Source organism: Blastococcus aggregatus, assembly GCF_900221005.1.
Taxonomy (GTDB): domain Bacteria; phylum Actinomycetota; class Actinomycetes; order Mycobacteriales; family Geodermatophilaceae; genus Blastococcus; species Blastococcus aggregatus.
Window position 1 is genome coordinate 247,493 of the sequence record NZ_OBQI01000002.1, and the last position, 14,330, is coordinate 261,822.

Consider the following 14,330-nt stretch of genomic DNA (forward strand, 5'->3'; position numbering starts at 1 on the left):
ACGCACAACACCCGCAGAGTGCGCCGAGGCCCCGGCTACTCGGGCTGCTCGAAGGTGATGACGGTCCAGCCGAGGAGCAGCCGGTCGCCGTCGGAGAGGGGGTGCGGCTGGCCGGGCTCGAGCTGGGTCCACTCGGTGGCCTCGGGGCCGGCGACGTGGGTGCCGTTGAGCGACCCGAGGTCGACCAGCGACACCTCGGTGCCCGAGCGGGTCAGGGCGGCGTGCGCCGAGGAGAGCACGTTCTGGGTGTCCGCGATCGGCACGGGACGGGCGGTGCCGGCGGTGACCATCTCGTGGTTGTCGGGACGGCGCCCCAGCACGAGGTCCTCGTCCACGGTGACGACCAGTCCGTCGTCGAACCGGAGCAGCGGCACGGATCCCGCGGGCGCGTCGGAGTCGGCGTCCGGCCGCCAGAACGCGGTCTGCTCGCCGGACTCGGCGGGCGCGCCGACCCGGCTGGAGCCGCTGGCCGCACCCGAGCCGAAGCCGGCGTCGGACCCGGCGAGGAACGACGACGCCGCAGGCGAGGACGGCGCGGCCGCAGCGACCGGCGCCGCAGCGGCAGCGGTTCCGTGCAGCGTCGCCCCGGAACCGGGCACGGTGCCCTCGACGAGGTCGAACGTCACACCGGAGGCGGCCTGCGAGGCGGCGGACCCGGGGCCGACGTAGAGCGTGCGGCCGAGCGCGAACCCGGAGGCGAGGGTCCCGCCGTCGACCGAGGAGCCGGAGACCGGCACACCGTCGACGGAGAGCTGACCCTTGCCGGACCACAGCGCGACACCGGTGCCCGCACCGGCGTCGGTCAGGACGAGGGCGAAGGACGCGCTGCCGGAGCCGAGCGACCCCGCCTGCGCGGCGACGGCGGTCAGCACCTGCTCGGCGCCGGGGCCGGTGACCCCGAGGCATGCGTGCAGGGCCGCCACGAGGGCGGGGGAACCTGGCGCGTCCACCCACAGCAGACCGCCGTCGCGGCGGGCGACGACGGCGTCTCCGGGCAGGACTTCACAGCGGTCGGGCATGGCGGCCAGCCTAGTGATGCCCAACCGACTTCGTCGCCCGGCCGCCCCCGCCACGCCGTACCCGGACCACGTCACAGCGAACGGGTGGGACGAGCGTGACGGGAGCGTCGCGACGGGTGATCAGGCGGTCGTCACGACCCCGAGCTCGGCCGGATCGGCCAGGTGCTCGGAGTGCGGGAGCACGCGCACCGTGTAGCCGAACGCGCCGGTGCGCTCCAGCGGGACGGTGGCGGTGAACCAGTGCCGGGAGCCCTCGGTCTGCTCGTGCGCCATGGGCACCGAGGTGACCTCGTGCAGCCCGTCGGCGTCGTCGACCCGCCCGTAGGCGGCCTGCACCTCGACGTCACCCGGCTCCAGCCCGGGCAGCTCCACCTCGGCGCGCAGCGCCAGGGTCGAGCCGATCTCGGGGGTGTCGCCGGCGCCCGTCGCCTCGACGTGCGCGACGCGGACGGTCGACCAGTTGTGCAGCAGGTGCGCCCGCCACTGCGCCTCGGCGCGCGCCGGGGCGTAGCCCTCCCCCGCCATCACGCGTGCCGACTGCGCCGCCGGCACGTAGAGCGCCTGGACGTAGTCGCGCACCATGCGGGTGGCCAGCACCTTCGGGCCGGTCTCGCGCAGCGTGTGGCGGACCATCTCCACCCAGCGCGCCGGCACGCCCTCGGCGTCGCGCTCGTAGAACCGCGGCAGCACCTGGGTGGACAGCAGGTCGTAGATCGCCCGCGCCTCCACCTCGTCGCGGCGGTCGGCGTCCGCGACGCCGTCGGCCGTGGGGATCGCCCAGCCGTTCTGGCCGTCGAACCACTCGTCCCACCAGCCGTCGCGGATGGAGAGGTTCAGCCCGCCGTTGAGCGCCGACTTCATCCCCGAGGTGCCGCAGGCCTCCAGCGGCCGCAGCGGGTTGTTCAGCCAGACGTCGCAGCCCCAGTACAGGTAGCGGGCCATCCCGATGTCGTAGCCGGGCAGGAACGCGATGCGGTGCCGGATCTCGGGGTCGTCGGCGAACTCGACCATCTGCTGGATCAGCTTCTTGCCGCCGTCGTCGGCGGGGTGGCTCTTGCCGGCGATGACCAGCTGCAGCGGGCGGGCCGGGTCCAGCAGCATCGCCTTGAGCTTGGCCGGGTCGCGCAGCATCAGGGTCAGCCGCTTGTAGCTCGGCACCCGCCGGGCGAACCCGATGGTGAGGACGTCGGGGTCGAAGGCGGTGTCGGTCCAGCCGACCTCGGCCTCGGTGGCGCCACGGGACAGCGCGGTCTCGCGGATCCGGCGGCGCACCTCGTCGACCAGCCGGCCGCGCAGGGTGCGCCGGATCGCCCAGAGGTCACCCGCGGGGATCTTGTCGACGCCGTCGAAGTGCACCGGCCCGTCGACGACGACCGGGTCGCCCTGGCTCGAGGTCTGGGTGCCCATCTCGACCAGCTCGCGCGCGGTCCAGGTCGGCGCGTGCACGCCGTTGGTGATCGAGCCGATCGGCACGTCGCGCTCGTCGAAGCCCGGCCACAGGTTGCTGAACATGCCCCGGCTCACGTGGCCGTGCAGCTCGCTCACGCCGTTCGCGCGCTGGCCCAGCCGCAGGCCCATGTGAGCCATGTTGTACTTCGACGGGTCCTCCTCGGCGCCGAGCGCGAGCAGGTCGTGCAGCGGGACGCCGAACCCGGCGAAGTACCGCTCGATGAGGGCCTTCGGGAAGCGGTCGATGCCGGCCGGCACCGGCGTGTGGGTGGTGAACACCGTGCCCGCGCGCACCGCCTGCAGCGCCTCGGGGAACGCCAGCCCGTGCGACTCCATCAGCTCGCGGATGCGCTCCAGGCCGAGGAAGCCGGCGTGGCCCTCGTTCGCGTGGAAGACCTCCGGCGCCGGGGTGCCGGTGCGCAGGCAGTAGGCCCGCAGCGCCCGGACGCCGCCGATGCCGAGCAGCATCTCCTGGCGCAGGCGGTGGTCCTCGTCGCCGCCGTAGAGCCGGTCGGTGACGCCGCGCTCGGCCGGCGCGTTCTCCTCGATGTCGCTGTCGAGCAGCAGCAGCGAGACGCGGCCGACCTGGGCGCGCCAGACGTGCGCGAACAGGGTGCGTCCCTCGGGCAGCGGCACGTTGATGACCACGGCGGTGCCGTCGGGCTCGCGGAGCAGCTTGACCGGGAGGCCGTGCGGGTCGAGGGAGGGGTAGTGCTCGAGCTGCCAGCCGTCGGCCGACAGCCCCTGCTCGAAGTAGCCACCCCGGTAGAGGAGCCCGACACCGATCAGCGGGACACCGAGGTCGGAGGCCGCCTTCAGGTGGTCCCCGGCCAGGATGCCCAGCCCGCCCGAGTACTGCGGCAGCACCTCGGTGATGCCGAACTCGGCGGAGAAGTAGGCGATGCTCGCGGGCGCATCGGCGCCCAGCGACTGGTACCAGCGCGGGGTGGAGAGGTACTCCTCCAGGTCGTCGACGGCGTCCTGCAGGCGGCGGACGAACTTGCGGTCCGCGGCCAGCGCGGCCAGCCGCTCGGCCGAGACCTCCCCGAGGGCCTTGACCGGATCGCCCCCGCAGCGCTTCCAGAGCGCCGGGTCGAGGGTCTCGAACAGGTCCCGGGTCTCGGGGTGCCACGACCAGCGGAGGTTCATCACCAGCTGGGAGAGCGGGAGCAGCGGCTCCGGGAGGGCGGCGCGGACGGTGAAACGGCGGAGGGCTCTCACCCGGTCGAGACTATCCAGCTACAGCGCCACCGCCAGAGGGGACGGACCACTCCGTCACCTCCGCCCCACGCGTACCACGCCCGTCCCCCACCCGTACGGGTACTCGCCGAGGTGCCCACACCCCGGTACCTCGATAGCGTGACGGGGATGAATGGCCGCGCTGACCTCCGCCTCGGCATCACCGATGTCTCCCCCGTCGTCTCCTGCGGGTCCTTCTCGGCCCGTGCGGTCGTCGGCGAACACCTGCCGGTCACCGCCACCGTGTTCCGCGAGGGACACGACGCGGTCGCCGCGAACGTGGTCTGGAGTCCTCCCGGCGAGGAGGACGCGACTCCCCCGCTGCGCCGCATGGCGCGCTTCGGGGAGGAGCCCGACCGCTGGCTGGCGACAGTCGTCCCCGATCGCGAGGGGCCCTGGACCTTCCGCATCGAGGCGTGGAGCGACCCGCTGGCCACCTGGCGGCACGCCGTCGAGGTGAAGATCGAGGCCGGCCAGGGCGCCGACGAGCTGGCCAACGACCTCGAGGAGGGCGCTCGCCTCCTCGACCAGGTCGCGGCCGAGGCCGACGCCGACGCCGACTGGCGCGACCGGGTGGCTGCCGCGGCCGCGGCGCTCCGTGACGACACCCAGGAACTCACCGTCCGGGTGGCCCCCGCGCTGGCCTCGGGCCTGCAGCGGTACCTGCACGAGCACCCGGTGCGCGAGCTGGTCACCACCACCGAGCGCTTCGAGGTGTTCGTCGACCGGCCCCGCGCCCTGTACGGCGCCTGGTACGAGTTCTTCCCGCGCTCCGAGGGCTCCGTCGTCGCCGGCGTCCCGACGCACGGCACCTTCACGACCGCCGCCGACCGGCTGCCGGCCATCGCCGACATGGGCTTCGACGTCGTCTACCTGCCGCCGATCCACCCCATCGGCACGGTGAACCGCAAGGGCCCGAACACCGCGCAGTTCCCCGGTGGCAACCCGCACGAGATCGCGCCGGACGACGTCGGCTCCCCCTGGGCGATCGGCAGCGCCGAGGGCGGCCACGACGCGGTGCACCCGCAGCTGGGCACCCTCGACGACTTCAAGGCCTTCGTGGCCCGCACCCGCGAGCTGGGCATGGAGGTCGCGCTGGACTTCGCGCTGCAGGCCGCGCCCGACCACCCGTGGGTGGCCGAGCACCCGGAATGGTTCACCACCAAGCCGGACGGCACCATCGCCTACGCGGAGAACCCGCCGAAGAAGTACCAGGACATCTACCCCGTCAACTTCCACAACGACCCCGAGGGCATCTACGCCGAGTGCCTGCGGGTGGTCCGGGTGTGGATGGACGCCGGGGTTCGCATCTTCCGGGTCGACAACCCGCACACCAAGCCGCTGAACTTCTGGCACTGGCTGATCTGGGAGGTCAAGAAGACCGACCCGGACGTGCTGTTCCTGGCCGAGGCGTTCACGCGGCCGCCGATGATGCACCAACTGGCGCGGATCGGGTTCACGCAGTCCTACACCTACTTCACCTGGCGCACCGAGCGCGGCGAGATCGAGGACTACGGCCGCGAACTCGCCGAGAACGCGCACTACATGCGGCCCAACTTCTTCGTGAACACCCCGGACATCCTCCACGAGTCGCTGCAGTTCGGCGGCCCGCCGATGTTCAAGATCCGGGCCGTGCTCGCCGCGATGATGAGCCCGACCTGGGGCGTCTACTCGGGTTTCGAGCTGTTCGAGCACGTCGCGGTCAAGCCGGGCAGCGAGGAGTACCTCGACAGCGAGAAGTACCGGCTGCGCCCGCGTGACTGGGCCGGCGCCGAGGCCGCCGGCCGCAGCCTGGCGCCCTACCTGCGCCGCCTCAACGAGGCCCGCCGCGCGCACCCGGCCCTGCAGCAGCTGCGCACGCTGCACTTCCACCCGGTCGACAACCCGAACCTCCTCTGCTTCTCCAAGACCGACCCGGGCTCGAACGACGCGGTGATCGTCGTGGTGAACCTGTCCAGCCGCGACACCCAGATCGGGACGACGGCGCTGGACCTGTCCGCTCTCGGCCTGGACTGGCACGAGCGCTTCGCCGTCACCGACGAGCTCAGCGGCGCCCGCTACGACTGGGGCCAGTTCAACTACGTGGAGCTCGATCCCTTCCGCGAGCCCGCGCACGTCTTCGCGGTCACGTTCCCCCGCCCCGTGCAGTTCCCGCCCCCGGTCTCCTGACCAGGGACGTCCCGACCGCCCATCCGCGACTCACCGAGGGCTCTCCGCACCGATGACCGTTCCCGTTCCCGAGTCCGCCCCGAAGCACTCGGCACTGCCCCCTCCGGGCACCGACCCCGAGTGGTACAAGCGCGCCGTCTTCTACGAGGTGCTCGTCCGCGGCTTCGCCGACAGCAACTCCGACGGCGTGGGCGACATCCGCGGCATGATCGACAAGCTGGACTACCTGCAGTGGCTCGGCGTCGACTGCCTGTGGCTGCCCCCGTTCTTCGCCTCGCCGCTGCGCGACGGCGGGTACGACGTCAGCGACTACACCGCCGTCCTGCCCGAGTTCGGCGACATCGAGGACTTCAAGGAGTTCCTCGAGGCCGCGCACTCCCGCGGCATGCGGGTGATCATCGACTTCGTCATGAACCACACCTCGGACCAGCACCCCTGGTTCCAGGCCAGCCGCAGCGATCCGGACGGCGACTATGGCGACTTCTATGTCTGGGCCGACGACGACACCGGCTACGCCGACGCGCGCATCATCTTCGTCGACACCGAGAGCTCGAACTGGACCTTCGACCCGGTGCGCAAGCAGTACTTCTGGCACCGGTTCTTCTCCCACCAGCCCGACCTCAACTTCGAGAACCCGAAGGTGCGCGAGGCGATCATCGACGCCCTGCGCTTCTGGCTGGACCTCGGCATCGACGGCTTCCGGCTCGACGCCGTGCCCTACCTCTTCGAGGAGGAGGGCACCAACTGCGAGAACCTGCCGCGCACCCACGAGTTCCTCAAGGAGGTGCGCAAGGTCGTCGACGCCAACTACCAGGACGTCGTGCTGCTCTGCGAGGCGAACCAGTGGCCGGCCGACGTCGTCGAGTACTTCGGCGAGAACGGCGACGAGTGCCAGATGGCGTTCCACTTCCCGGTGATGCCGCGCCTGTTCATGGCCGTGCGGCGGGAGCAGCGCTTCCCGATCTCGGAGATCATGGCCCAGACGCCGGACATCCCCGACAACTGCCAGTGGGGTGTCTTCCTGCGGAACCACGACGAGCTCACGCTCGAGATGGTCTCCGACGAGGAGCGCGACTACATGTGGGACGAGTACGCCAAGGACCCCCGCATGAAGGCCAACATCGGCATCCGGCGGCGGCTCGCGCCGCTGCTGGACAACGACGTCAACACCCTCGAGCTGTTCAACGCACTGCTCCTGTCGCTGCCCGGGTCGCCGGTCCTCTACTACGGGGACGAGATCGGCATGGGCGACAACATCTGGCTCGGTGACCGCGACGGCGTCCGGACCCCGATGCAGTGGACACCGGACCGCAACGGCGGCTTCTCCACCGCGGACCCGCAGCGGATGTACCTGCCGCTGAACCAGGACCCGGTCTACGGCTACCAGGTGACCAACGTCGAGTCCCAGCTGCGCAACACCAACTCGCTGCTGCAGTGGGTGCGCCGGATGATCCAGGTGCGCGGCCAGCACCCGACCTTCGGCCTCGGCACCTTCGAGGAGATCGGCTCGCGCAACCCGACCGTGCTGTCCTTCGTCCGCAGGTTCGGCGACGACATCGTGCTGTGCGTGAACAACTTGTCCCGGTTCCCGCAGCCGGTGGAGCTGGACCTGCGCGAGTTCGAGGGCTACACCCCGGTCGAGCTGACCGGCCGGGTCGAGTTCCCGCAGATCGGCGTCCTGCCGTACATGCTCACGCTGGCCGGGCACGGCTTCTACTGGTTCGAGCTCTCGAAGCCGGCCGAGCCCGCCGCCGACGAGACCGAGGACTGGGAGAGCACCGGCAGCAGCGCCATCGCCGACTCCCTGCTCGCCGCGGGGGTGGTCAGCGCGGCGGAGGAGCGGCCCGGCGACAACCTCCCCGCCCCCGACGACTCCGCGGGAGGATCCCGATGAAGGCACTGGCCGACCTGCTCCGCGACTGGATGCCGGTGCAGCGCTGGTTCGGGAGCAAGGGCCGCGAGTGGGCCGACGTGACCGAGGACGGCTTCTTCCTCGACCGCAGCGACCCGGTGCTCTCCGTGCACCGGGTGCGGGTCACGTACGCCGACGGCGGCGCCGACACCTACCTCGTCCCGATCTCCTGGCGGGACTCCGAGGTCGAGGAGCTCGCCAGCGCCTACATCGGCGTCGTGATCGGCGACGAGGGCCGCGCGTCGCACGCCTACGACGGGATGCGCGACCGGGACGCGACCACCCCCTGGCTGATCCACCTGGTCAACGCCTCGACCGTCGGGCCGATGCACTTCCACCCGGCGGGCGTCGCCTACATCCCCGAGGGCCTGCCCGGCGACATCGTCTCGACCGAGCAGAGCAACACCTCGCTGGTGTACGGGTCGGAGGCGATCTTCAAGCTGTTCCGGCGGCTCGAGCCCGGCCTCAACCCCGACGTCGAGGTGCACGACGCGCTGCGCCGGTCGGAGAACCCGCACATCGCGCCGCTGCTCGGGCACATCGAGATCGACGACCCCGACCCGGCGAACGAGCCGGCGACGGTCGCGATGCTGCAGACCTTCGTGCCCAACGCCAGCGACGGCTGGCGGCTGGCCACCGCGAGCGTGCGCGACCTCTACGCCGAGGGCGACCTGCACGCCGACGAGGTGGGCGGCGACTTCGCGGCCGACAGCGAGCGGCTCGGGGCGGCCACGGCCTTGGTCCACCGGGACATGGCCGCCGTGCTGCCCACGGAGCCGGCCGACAGCGGCTGGTACGCCGACGTGGCGCGGCAGATGAACGAACGCCTGGACGCCGCCGTCCAGATCGTGCCGCAGCTCGCCGAGCACGTCGACGGCCTCCGACAGGTCTACGCGGCCGTGGCCGGGAGCACCGAGCCCCTCGTCCGCCAGCGGGTGCACGGCGACCTGCACCTCGGCCAGGTGCTGCGGACGGCGACCGGCTGGATCGTGCTGGACTTCGAGGGCGAGCCCGCCCGGCCGCTGGCCTCGCGCCGGGAGCTCGACAGCCCCCTCCGGGACGTCGCCGGGATGCTGCGCAGCTTCGACTACGCGGCACGGCACATGCTGGTCGAGCAGCCCGACGACTCGCAGCGCGCCTACCGCGCGCAGGAGTGGGCCGAGCGGAACCGGGCCGCCTTCTGCGCCGGGTACTCCGAGGCCAGCGGCCTCGACCCGTGCGGCGACTCACCACTCCTTCGGGCGTTCGAGGCGGACAAGGCGGTTTACGAGTGCGTCTACGAGGCACGGAACCGTCCGCACTGGCTGATGATCCCGCTCGACTCACTGTCCCGGCTCACCGGCCGCGACTGACGCACGAACCCGAGGCCATCACATCGACGAGCAGGGCACCGGAGGAAACGCAACGATGAGCAGCGATGACCGGAAGGACCCGGTGGCCGACAAGGACGACCTGCAGCGCGCCGTGGAGAAGCGGGTGGCCGACGTGGAGGCGGCCGCCGGCAACGAGCCGGTGATCAACGCCCCGGCGAAGAAGGCCCCGGCCCGCAAGGCGGCCGCGAAGAAGGCGCCGGCGAAGAAGGCCGCCGCGGCCGGCGAGACCGCTCCCGCGACGAAGGCCCCGGCCCGCAGGACCGCGAAGCGCGCTCCGGCGAAGAAGGCCGTCGCCACCGGAAACGTCGCCCCTCCCGGGGAGACGACGACCGACGAGCAGCCGACCACCGCCTCGACCGCACCCGAGGGCGGCCCCACCACGGTGCCGCCGGTGGTCGCGCCGGCCCCGATCGCCGAACCCGGCGACCCGACGGGCAGCCCGGCCGGACCGCCGGAGGCGCCCGACCGGGACCCGGCCGAGCCGAGCACGCCGCAGGCCCCCGAGGGATCCGCGGCCGGCGGGCCCTCCGCTGCGGGCGAGCAGCCCTCCCTCGCCGAGGTCGGCGAGGAGGATCTGCGCGCGATCGTCGAGGGCTGGTCGCACGACCCGCACCGCGTCCTCGGCGCGCACGAGGCCGCCGAGGGCTGGGTCGTCCGGACGCTGCGCCCCGACGCGGTCTCGGTGACGGTGATCGCCGAGGACGGCAGCCGCGCCGAGGCTCGCCGGGTGCACGACGGCGGCATCCACGAGGCCGCGCTCCCCGCCCAGCCGGGCGACTACCGCATCGAGGTGGAGTACCCCGACAGCGAGGGCGGCACGTCCCGCTACGTCGTCGACGACCCCTACCGCTGGCTGCCCACCCTCGGGCCACTGGACGAGCACCTCATCCGCGAGGGACGGCACGAGCGGCTGTGGGAGGTGCTCGGCGCGCACGTGCGGCGATACGACACCCCGCGCGGCGCCGTCGAGGGCGTGTCCTTCGCCGTCTGGGCGCCCAACGCCCGCGGCGTGAAGGTCACCGGCGACTTCGACTACTGGGAGGCGCGGGCCTACCCGATGCGCTCGCTGGGCTCCTCCGGCGTGTGGGAGATCTTCGTGCCCGGCGTCCCGGTGGGGAGCCGGTACCGCTACCACGTGCTCGGTGCCGACGGCGTGTGGCGGGAGAAGTCCGACCCGATGGCCTTCGCCACCGAGGTGCCCCCGCTCAACGCCTCGGTCGTCAGCGAGAGCACCCACGAGTGGAACGACGACGCCTGGCTCGCCCAGCGGGCCGAGGCCGGCTGGCACGAGAAGCCGATGAGCGTCTACGAGGTGCACGCCGGCTCCTGGCGGCAGGGCCTGTCGTACCGGGAGATGGCCGACGAGCTCGTCGACTACGTCGTCGCGGCGGGCTTCACCCACCTCGAGTTCATGCCGCTGGCCGAGCACCCGTTCGGCGGGTCGTGGGGCTACCAGGTCACCTCGTACTACGCGCCCACCTCGCGCTTCGGCAGCCCCGACGACCTGCGCTACCTGATCGACCGCGCCCACCAGGCCGGCATCGGCGTCATCGTCGACTGGGTGCCGGCGCACTTCCCCAAGGACGAGTGGGCGCTGGCCCGTTTCGACGGCACCCCGCTGTACGAGCACGGCGACCCTCGCCGCGGCGAGCAGCTCGACTGGGGCACGCTGGTCTTCGACTTCGGCCGCTCCGAGGTCCGCAACTTCCTCGTCGCCAACGCGCTGTTCTGGTGCAAGGAGTTCCACATCGACGGCATCCGCGTCGACGCGGTCGCCTCGATGCTCTACCTGGACTACTCGCGCACCGAGTGGCTGCCGAACAAGTACGGCGGCCGGGAGAACCTCGAGGCGGTCGCGTTCCTCCAGGAGTTCAACGCCACCGTCTACCGCGAGATCCCCGGCGTCGTCACGATCGCCGAGGAGTCGACCGCGTGGCCGGGCGTCACCCGCCCCACCCACCTGGGCGGTCTGGGCTTCGGCTTCAAGTGGAACATGGGCTGGATGCACGACTCGCTGGCCTACGTGGAGCGGGAGCCGGTCCACCGCAGCTTCCACCACGGCCAGCTCACGTTCTCGATGCACTACGCCTACTCCGAGAACTTCGTGCTGCCGATCAGCCACGACGAGGTCGTGTACGGCAAGGGCTCGATGCTGCGGAAGATGCCTGGGGACCGCTGGCAGCAGCTGGCCAACCTGCGCGCCTACTACGCCTACATGTGGGCCCACCCCGGCAAGCAGCTGCTGTTCATGGGCTCGGAGTTCGCCCAGGACTCCGAGTGGGCCGAGAGCCGCTCGCTGGACTGGTGGCACCTCGACGACCCCGCCCACCGCGGGATCCTGCAGCTGGTCACCGACCTCAACGGCCGGTACCGGGAGCTGGACGCGCTCTGGGCGCACGACGTCGACCGCTCGGGGTTCCAGTGGATCGACGCGAACGACGCCGGCGGCAACACGCTGTCCTTCCTGCGGTACGGGAAGGCAGCAGGTCCGGCCGCCGTCGGCGAGGACGGCGAGGACGCCGCACAGGTGGACGACCAGAGCCGCTCCGCGCTGGCCTGCGTGGTCAACTTCTCCGGCGCGCCGCACCACGAGTACCGGATCGGTCTCCCCCGGGCCGGCTTCTGGCGCGAGGTGCTCAACTCCGACGCCGAGCTCTACGGCGGTTCGGGGGTGGGCAACCTCGGCGGCGTCGAGGCGGTCGCCGAGCCGTGGCACGGGCAGCCGTACTCGGCCACGATCGCGGCCCCGCCGCTCGGGACCGTCTGGTTCCTGCACGAGGCCTGACCCGGCGGCGACGGGGTAACGGTCCGCACGTGCAAACGGGAAGAGGACGACGACGGCGGCGGTGGGCGGAGCTCACCGCCGCCGCGTTCTCCCTCGTCTCCCTGACCGGCTGCTCGGTGGTCGTCACCGGCCTGGCCAGCCCCGCACGGCCCCCGGTGACCGACGTCGGGGTCGGTGACACCGGCGTCGTCGGCGCGACCGACGAGGAGGTCGACGTGCTGGCCCGCAACGCGCTCGCCGACCTCGAGACGTACTGGGGCGAGCAGTTCCCCGCGGTGTTCGGCACCCCCTTCGAGCCGCTCACCGGCGGCTACTTCAGCGTCGACCCCGGCAACGCCGACCCCGCCGTCTACCCGCGCGGCATCGGCTGTGGCAGCGTCGCCGGCGACGTCGAGGACAACGCCTTCTACTGCGTCGCCCCCGACGCCCCGAACTCCGACTCGATCAGCTACGACCGCACCTTCCTCGCCGACCTCGGCGCGGAGTTCGGCCGCTTCCTCCCGGCGCTGGTGATGGCGCACGAGTTCGGCCACGCGGTGCAGGCCCGGGTGGGCGGGCCGGCGGCCTCCATCGCGGCCGAGACCCAGGCCGACTGCTTCGCCGGCACCTGGACCCGCTGGGTCGCCGAGGGCGAGGCCGAGCACTCGGTCCTGCGCACGCCCGAGCTCGACGAGCTACTGCGCGGCTACCTCCTGCTGCGCGATCCGGTCGGTACCGGAGCCGGCGAGGAGCAGGCGCACGGCTCCTACTTCGACCGGGTGGCCGCCTTCCAGGAGGGCTTCGACGGCGGCGCCGAGGCCTGCCGGGACGACTTCGGGCCGAACCGCGAGTTCACCCAGGCGGAGTTCACGGACGCGGAGATCGCGACGGGGGGCAACGCCTCCCCCGGTCAGCTGCTGACCATCATCGAGACCTCTCTCCCCACGGTGTGGCAGGAGGTCCTGGGCGACGACTTCGATCCGCCCACCATCGAGTCCTTCGACGGCGACGCCCCCGGCTGCGCGGCTGATCCCGACCTCGACCTCGTCTACTGCGCCGACGAGAACCTGATCGGCTTCGACGCGACCGACCTCGCCGGGCCGGCGTACGAGGAGATCGGCGACTTCGCCGTCGCCACCGCCGTCGCGCTGCCGTACGCCCTCGCCGTTCGGGATCAGCTCGGGCTGTCGATCGACGACGAGGAGGCGGTGCGCTCGGCGGTCTGCCTCACCGGCCTGTACGCCGGGCAGTTCGCCCGGGCGGGCGCCGGCGACACCTCCATCTCACCCGGTGACGTGGACGAGAGCGTGCAGTTCCTGCTGACCTTCGGCCGCGAGCCGTCGGTCGTGCCGGACGCCGACCTCTCCGGTTTCCAGCTGGTCGACCTGTTCCGCAACGGCTACGTGGACGGCATCGACGCCTGCGGCGTCGACTCTCAGTAGAGGGCGGTGGTCAACGCGCGGCGGGCGGGGCCGACCCGCGGGTCCTGGTCGCCGACGACGGCGAACAGCTCCACCAGGTGCTTGCGGGCCTGGTCGCGCTCCTCCCCCGCGGTGCGGCGGATGACGGCCAGCAGCCGCTCGAAGGCGCCGTCGACGTCGCCGGTGCCGAGAAGGAAGTCCGCCGCCCGGGTCTGCGCCGCGATGTCGTCCGGTGCGGCGTCGGCCGCGGCCAGGGCGTCGGGCCCGGCCTCCTCGGCCCGGCGGAACAGCCGCACCTGCTGGAGCGCGATGCCGGCGTCGGGGTGGGTGGGCTCCTCGGCGAGGATCGCCTCGTAGGCGGCCTCCGCGGCGGCGAGGTCACCGCGCTCGAGCGCCGCCTCGGCGGCGTCCAGGCGCGGGTCGTCCTCGACCTCGGGCTCGGTCTCGCCGTCGGCGGGCAGGGCGCCGCCGGTGGTCGCGCGGAGCAGCTCCGCGACGAACTCCCGCGCCTGCTCCTCGGGGATGGCGCCGTTGAACTCGGCGATCAGCTGCCCCTGCCACACGGCCTTCACCGCCGGGATGCCCTGCACCCGCAGCCCCTGGGCGAGCGCCTGGTTGGCGTCGACGTCGACCTTGGCCAGCACCCAGGAACCGCCGCCTTCGGCGGCCAGCCGCTCGAGCACCGGGGAGAGCTGCTTGCACGGCCCGCACCACTCGGCCCACAGGTCCAGCACCACCGGCACCTGGAAGGAGCGGTCCAGCACCTCGGTCTGGAACGTCGCCTCGGTGACGTCGACGACGGCGCTGCCGGGGGCCCCGGCGGGGGCCGCGGCGCTCGGCGGCGGAGCGGCCGCGGCCCGCGCGGCCGCCTCCGATCGCGCCTTGACGGCGGCGAGATCGACGGCCCCGGCCATGGTGGCGGCCATCTGGGCCTGCGCGCGCGGGTCGGGGCGTCCGGGGCGGGTCGGCTGCATGACCTCGATC

The 14,330-nt window shown here is 72.4% G+C and carries 8 protein-coding genes; 5 read left to right on the top strand and 3 right to left on the bottom strand.

What is annotated here, in order from left to right; all coding sequences use genetic code 11:
- Nucleotides 1–35: 35 nt before the first annotated feature.
- Together CRP29_RS06915 and glgP are read right to left on the bottom strand one after the other, a co-directional pair.
- On the bottom strand, nucleotides 36–1,019 hold the full coding sequence (locus tag CRP29_RS06915; protein WP_097194337.1) for an FHA domain-containing protein: 984 nt from the start codon (nucleotides 1,017–1,019) through the stop codon (nucleotides 36–38).
- 120 nt (nucleotides 1,020–1,139) lie between these two features.
- Complete coding sequence (gene glgP / locus CRP29_RS06920) at nucleotides 1,140–3,689, bottom strand: alpha-glucan family phosphorylase (RefSeq protein WP_097194338.1); 2,550 nt, start codon at nucleotides 3,687–3,689, stop codon at nucleotides 1,140–1,142.
- A 147-nt stretch (nucleotides 3,690–3,836) separates the two neighbouring features.
- Between glgP and CRP29_RS06925 the strand changes: the two genes are divergently transcribed.
- From CRP29_RS06925 to CRP29_RS06945, 5 genes are read left to right on the top strand one after another with little or no spacing between them, the layout of a single operon-like run.
- Entirely contained in the window at nucleotides 3,837–5,876 is a 2,040-nt protein-coding gene (locus CRP29_RS06925) for an alpha-1,4-glucan--maltose-1-phosphate maltosyltransferase (RefSeq protein ID WP_097194339.1), read from the top strand.
- A 52-nt stretch (nucleotides 5,877–5,928) separates the two neighbouring features.
- Nucleotides 5,929–7,770 carry a maltose alpha-D-glucosyltransferase gene (gene treS / locus CRP29_RS06930; RefSeq protein ID WP_097194340.1) on the top strand — a complete coding sequence of 614 codons (1,842 nt, stop codon included), beginning with the start codon at nucleotides 5,929–5,931 and terminating at the stop codon, nucleotides 7,768–7,770.
- Nucleotides 7,767–9,140, top strand: a complete 1,374-nt coding sequence (locus CRP29_RS06935; RefSeq protein ID WP_097194341.1) for a maltokinase N-terminal cap-like domain-containing protein — start codon at nucleotides 7,767–7,769, stop codon at nucleotides 9,138–9,140. Before treS ends, CRP29_RS06935 begins: the two co-directional genes overlap by 4 nt.
- Before the next feature lie 55 nt (nucleotides 9,141–9,195).
- A complete protein-coding gene (glgB, locus tag CRP29_RS06940) occupies nucleotides 9,196–11,946 on the top strand; it encodes a 1,4-alpha-glucan branching protein GlgB (protein WP_097194342.1) in 2,751 nt (916 codons plus the stop codon).
- Between the two features lie 29 nt (nucleotides 11,947–11,975).
- On the top strand, nucleotides 11,976–13,367 hold the full coding sequence (locus CRP29_RS06945) for a neutral zinc metallopeptidase (protein ID WP_097194343.1): 1,392 nt from the start codon (nucleotides 11,976–11,978) through the stop codon (nucleotides 13,365–13,367).
- Here CRP29_RS06945 and CRP29_RS06950 read toward each other — a convergent pair.
- Nucleotides 13,361–14,320 (bottom strand): tetratricopeptide repeat protein, encoded by a 960-nt coding sequence (locus tag CRP29_RS06950; RefSeq protein WP_097194848.1) that lies wholly within the window; start codon nucleotides 14,318–14,320, stop codon nucleotides 13,361–13,363. The two genes, CRP29_RS06945 and CRP29_RS06950, sit on opposite strands and share 7 nt — an antisense overlap.
- Nucleotides 14,321–14,330: the final 10 nt, after the last annotated feature.

Bases quoted from the DNA above. Each gene is read 5' to 3' on its own strand.
- CRP29_RS06950 (WP_097194848.1), bottom strand. From the start codon at position 14,320: ATGCAGCCGACCCGCCCCGGACGCCCCGACCCGCGCGCGCAGGCCCAG.
- CRP29_RS06915 (WP_097194337.1), bottom strand. From the start codon at position 1,019: ATGCCCGACCGCTGTGAAGTCCTGCCCGGAGACGCCGTCGTCGCCCGC.
- glgB (WP_097194342.1), top strand. From the start codon at position 9,196: ATGAGCAGCGATGACCGGAAGGACCCGGTGGCCGACAAGGACGACCTG.
- treS (WP_097194340.1), top strand. From the start codon at position 5,929: ATGACCGTTCCCGTTCCCGAGTCCGCCCCGAAGCACTCGGCACTGCCC.
- CRP29_RS06935 (WP_097194341.1), top strand. From the start codon at position 7,767: ATGAAGGCACTGGCCGACCTGCTCCGCGACTGGATGCCGGTGCAGCGC.
- CRP29_RS06925 (WP_097194339.1), top strand. From the start codon at position 3,837: ATGAATGGCCGCGCTGACCTCCGCCTCGGCATCACCGATGTCTCCCCC.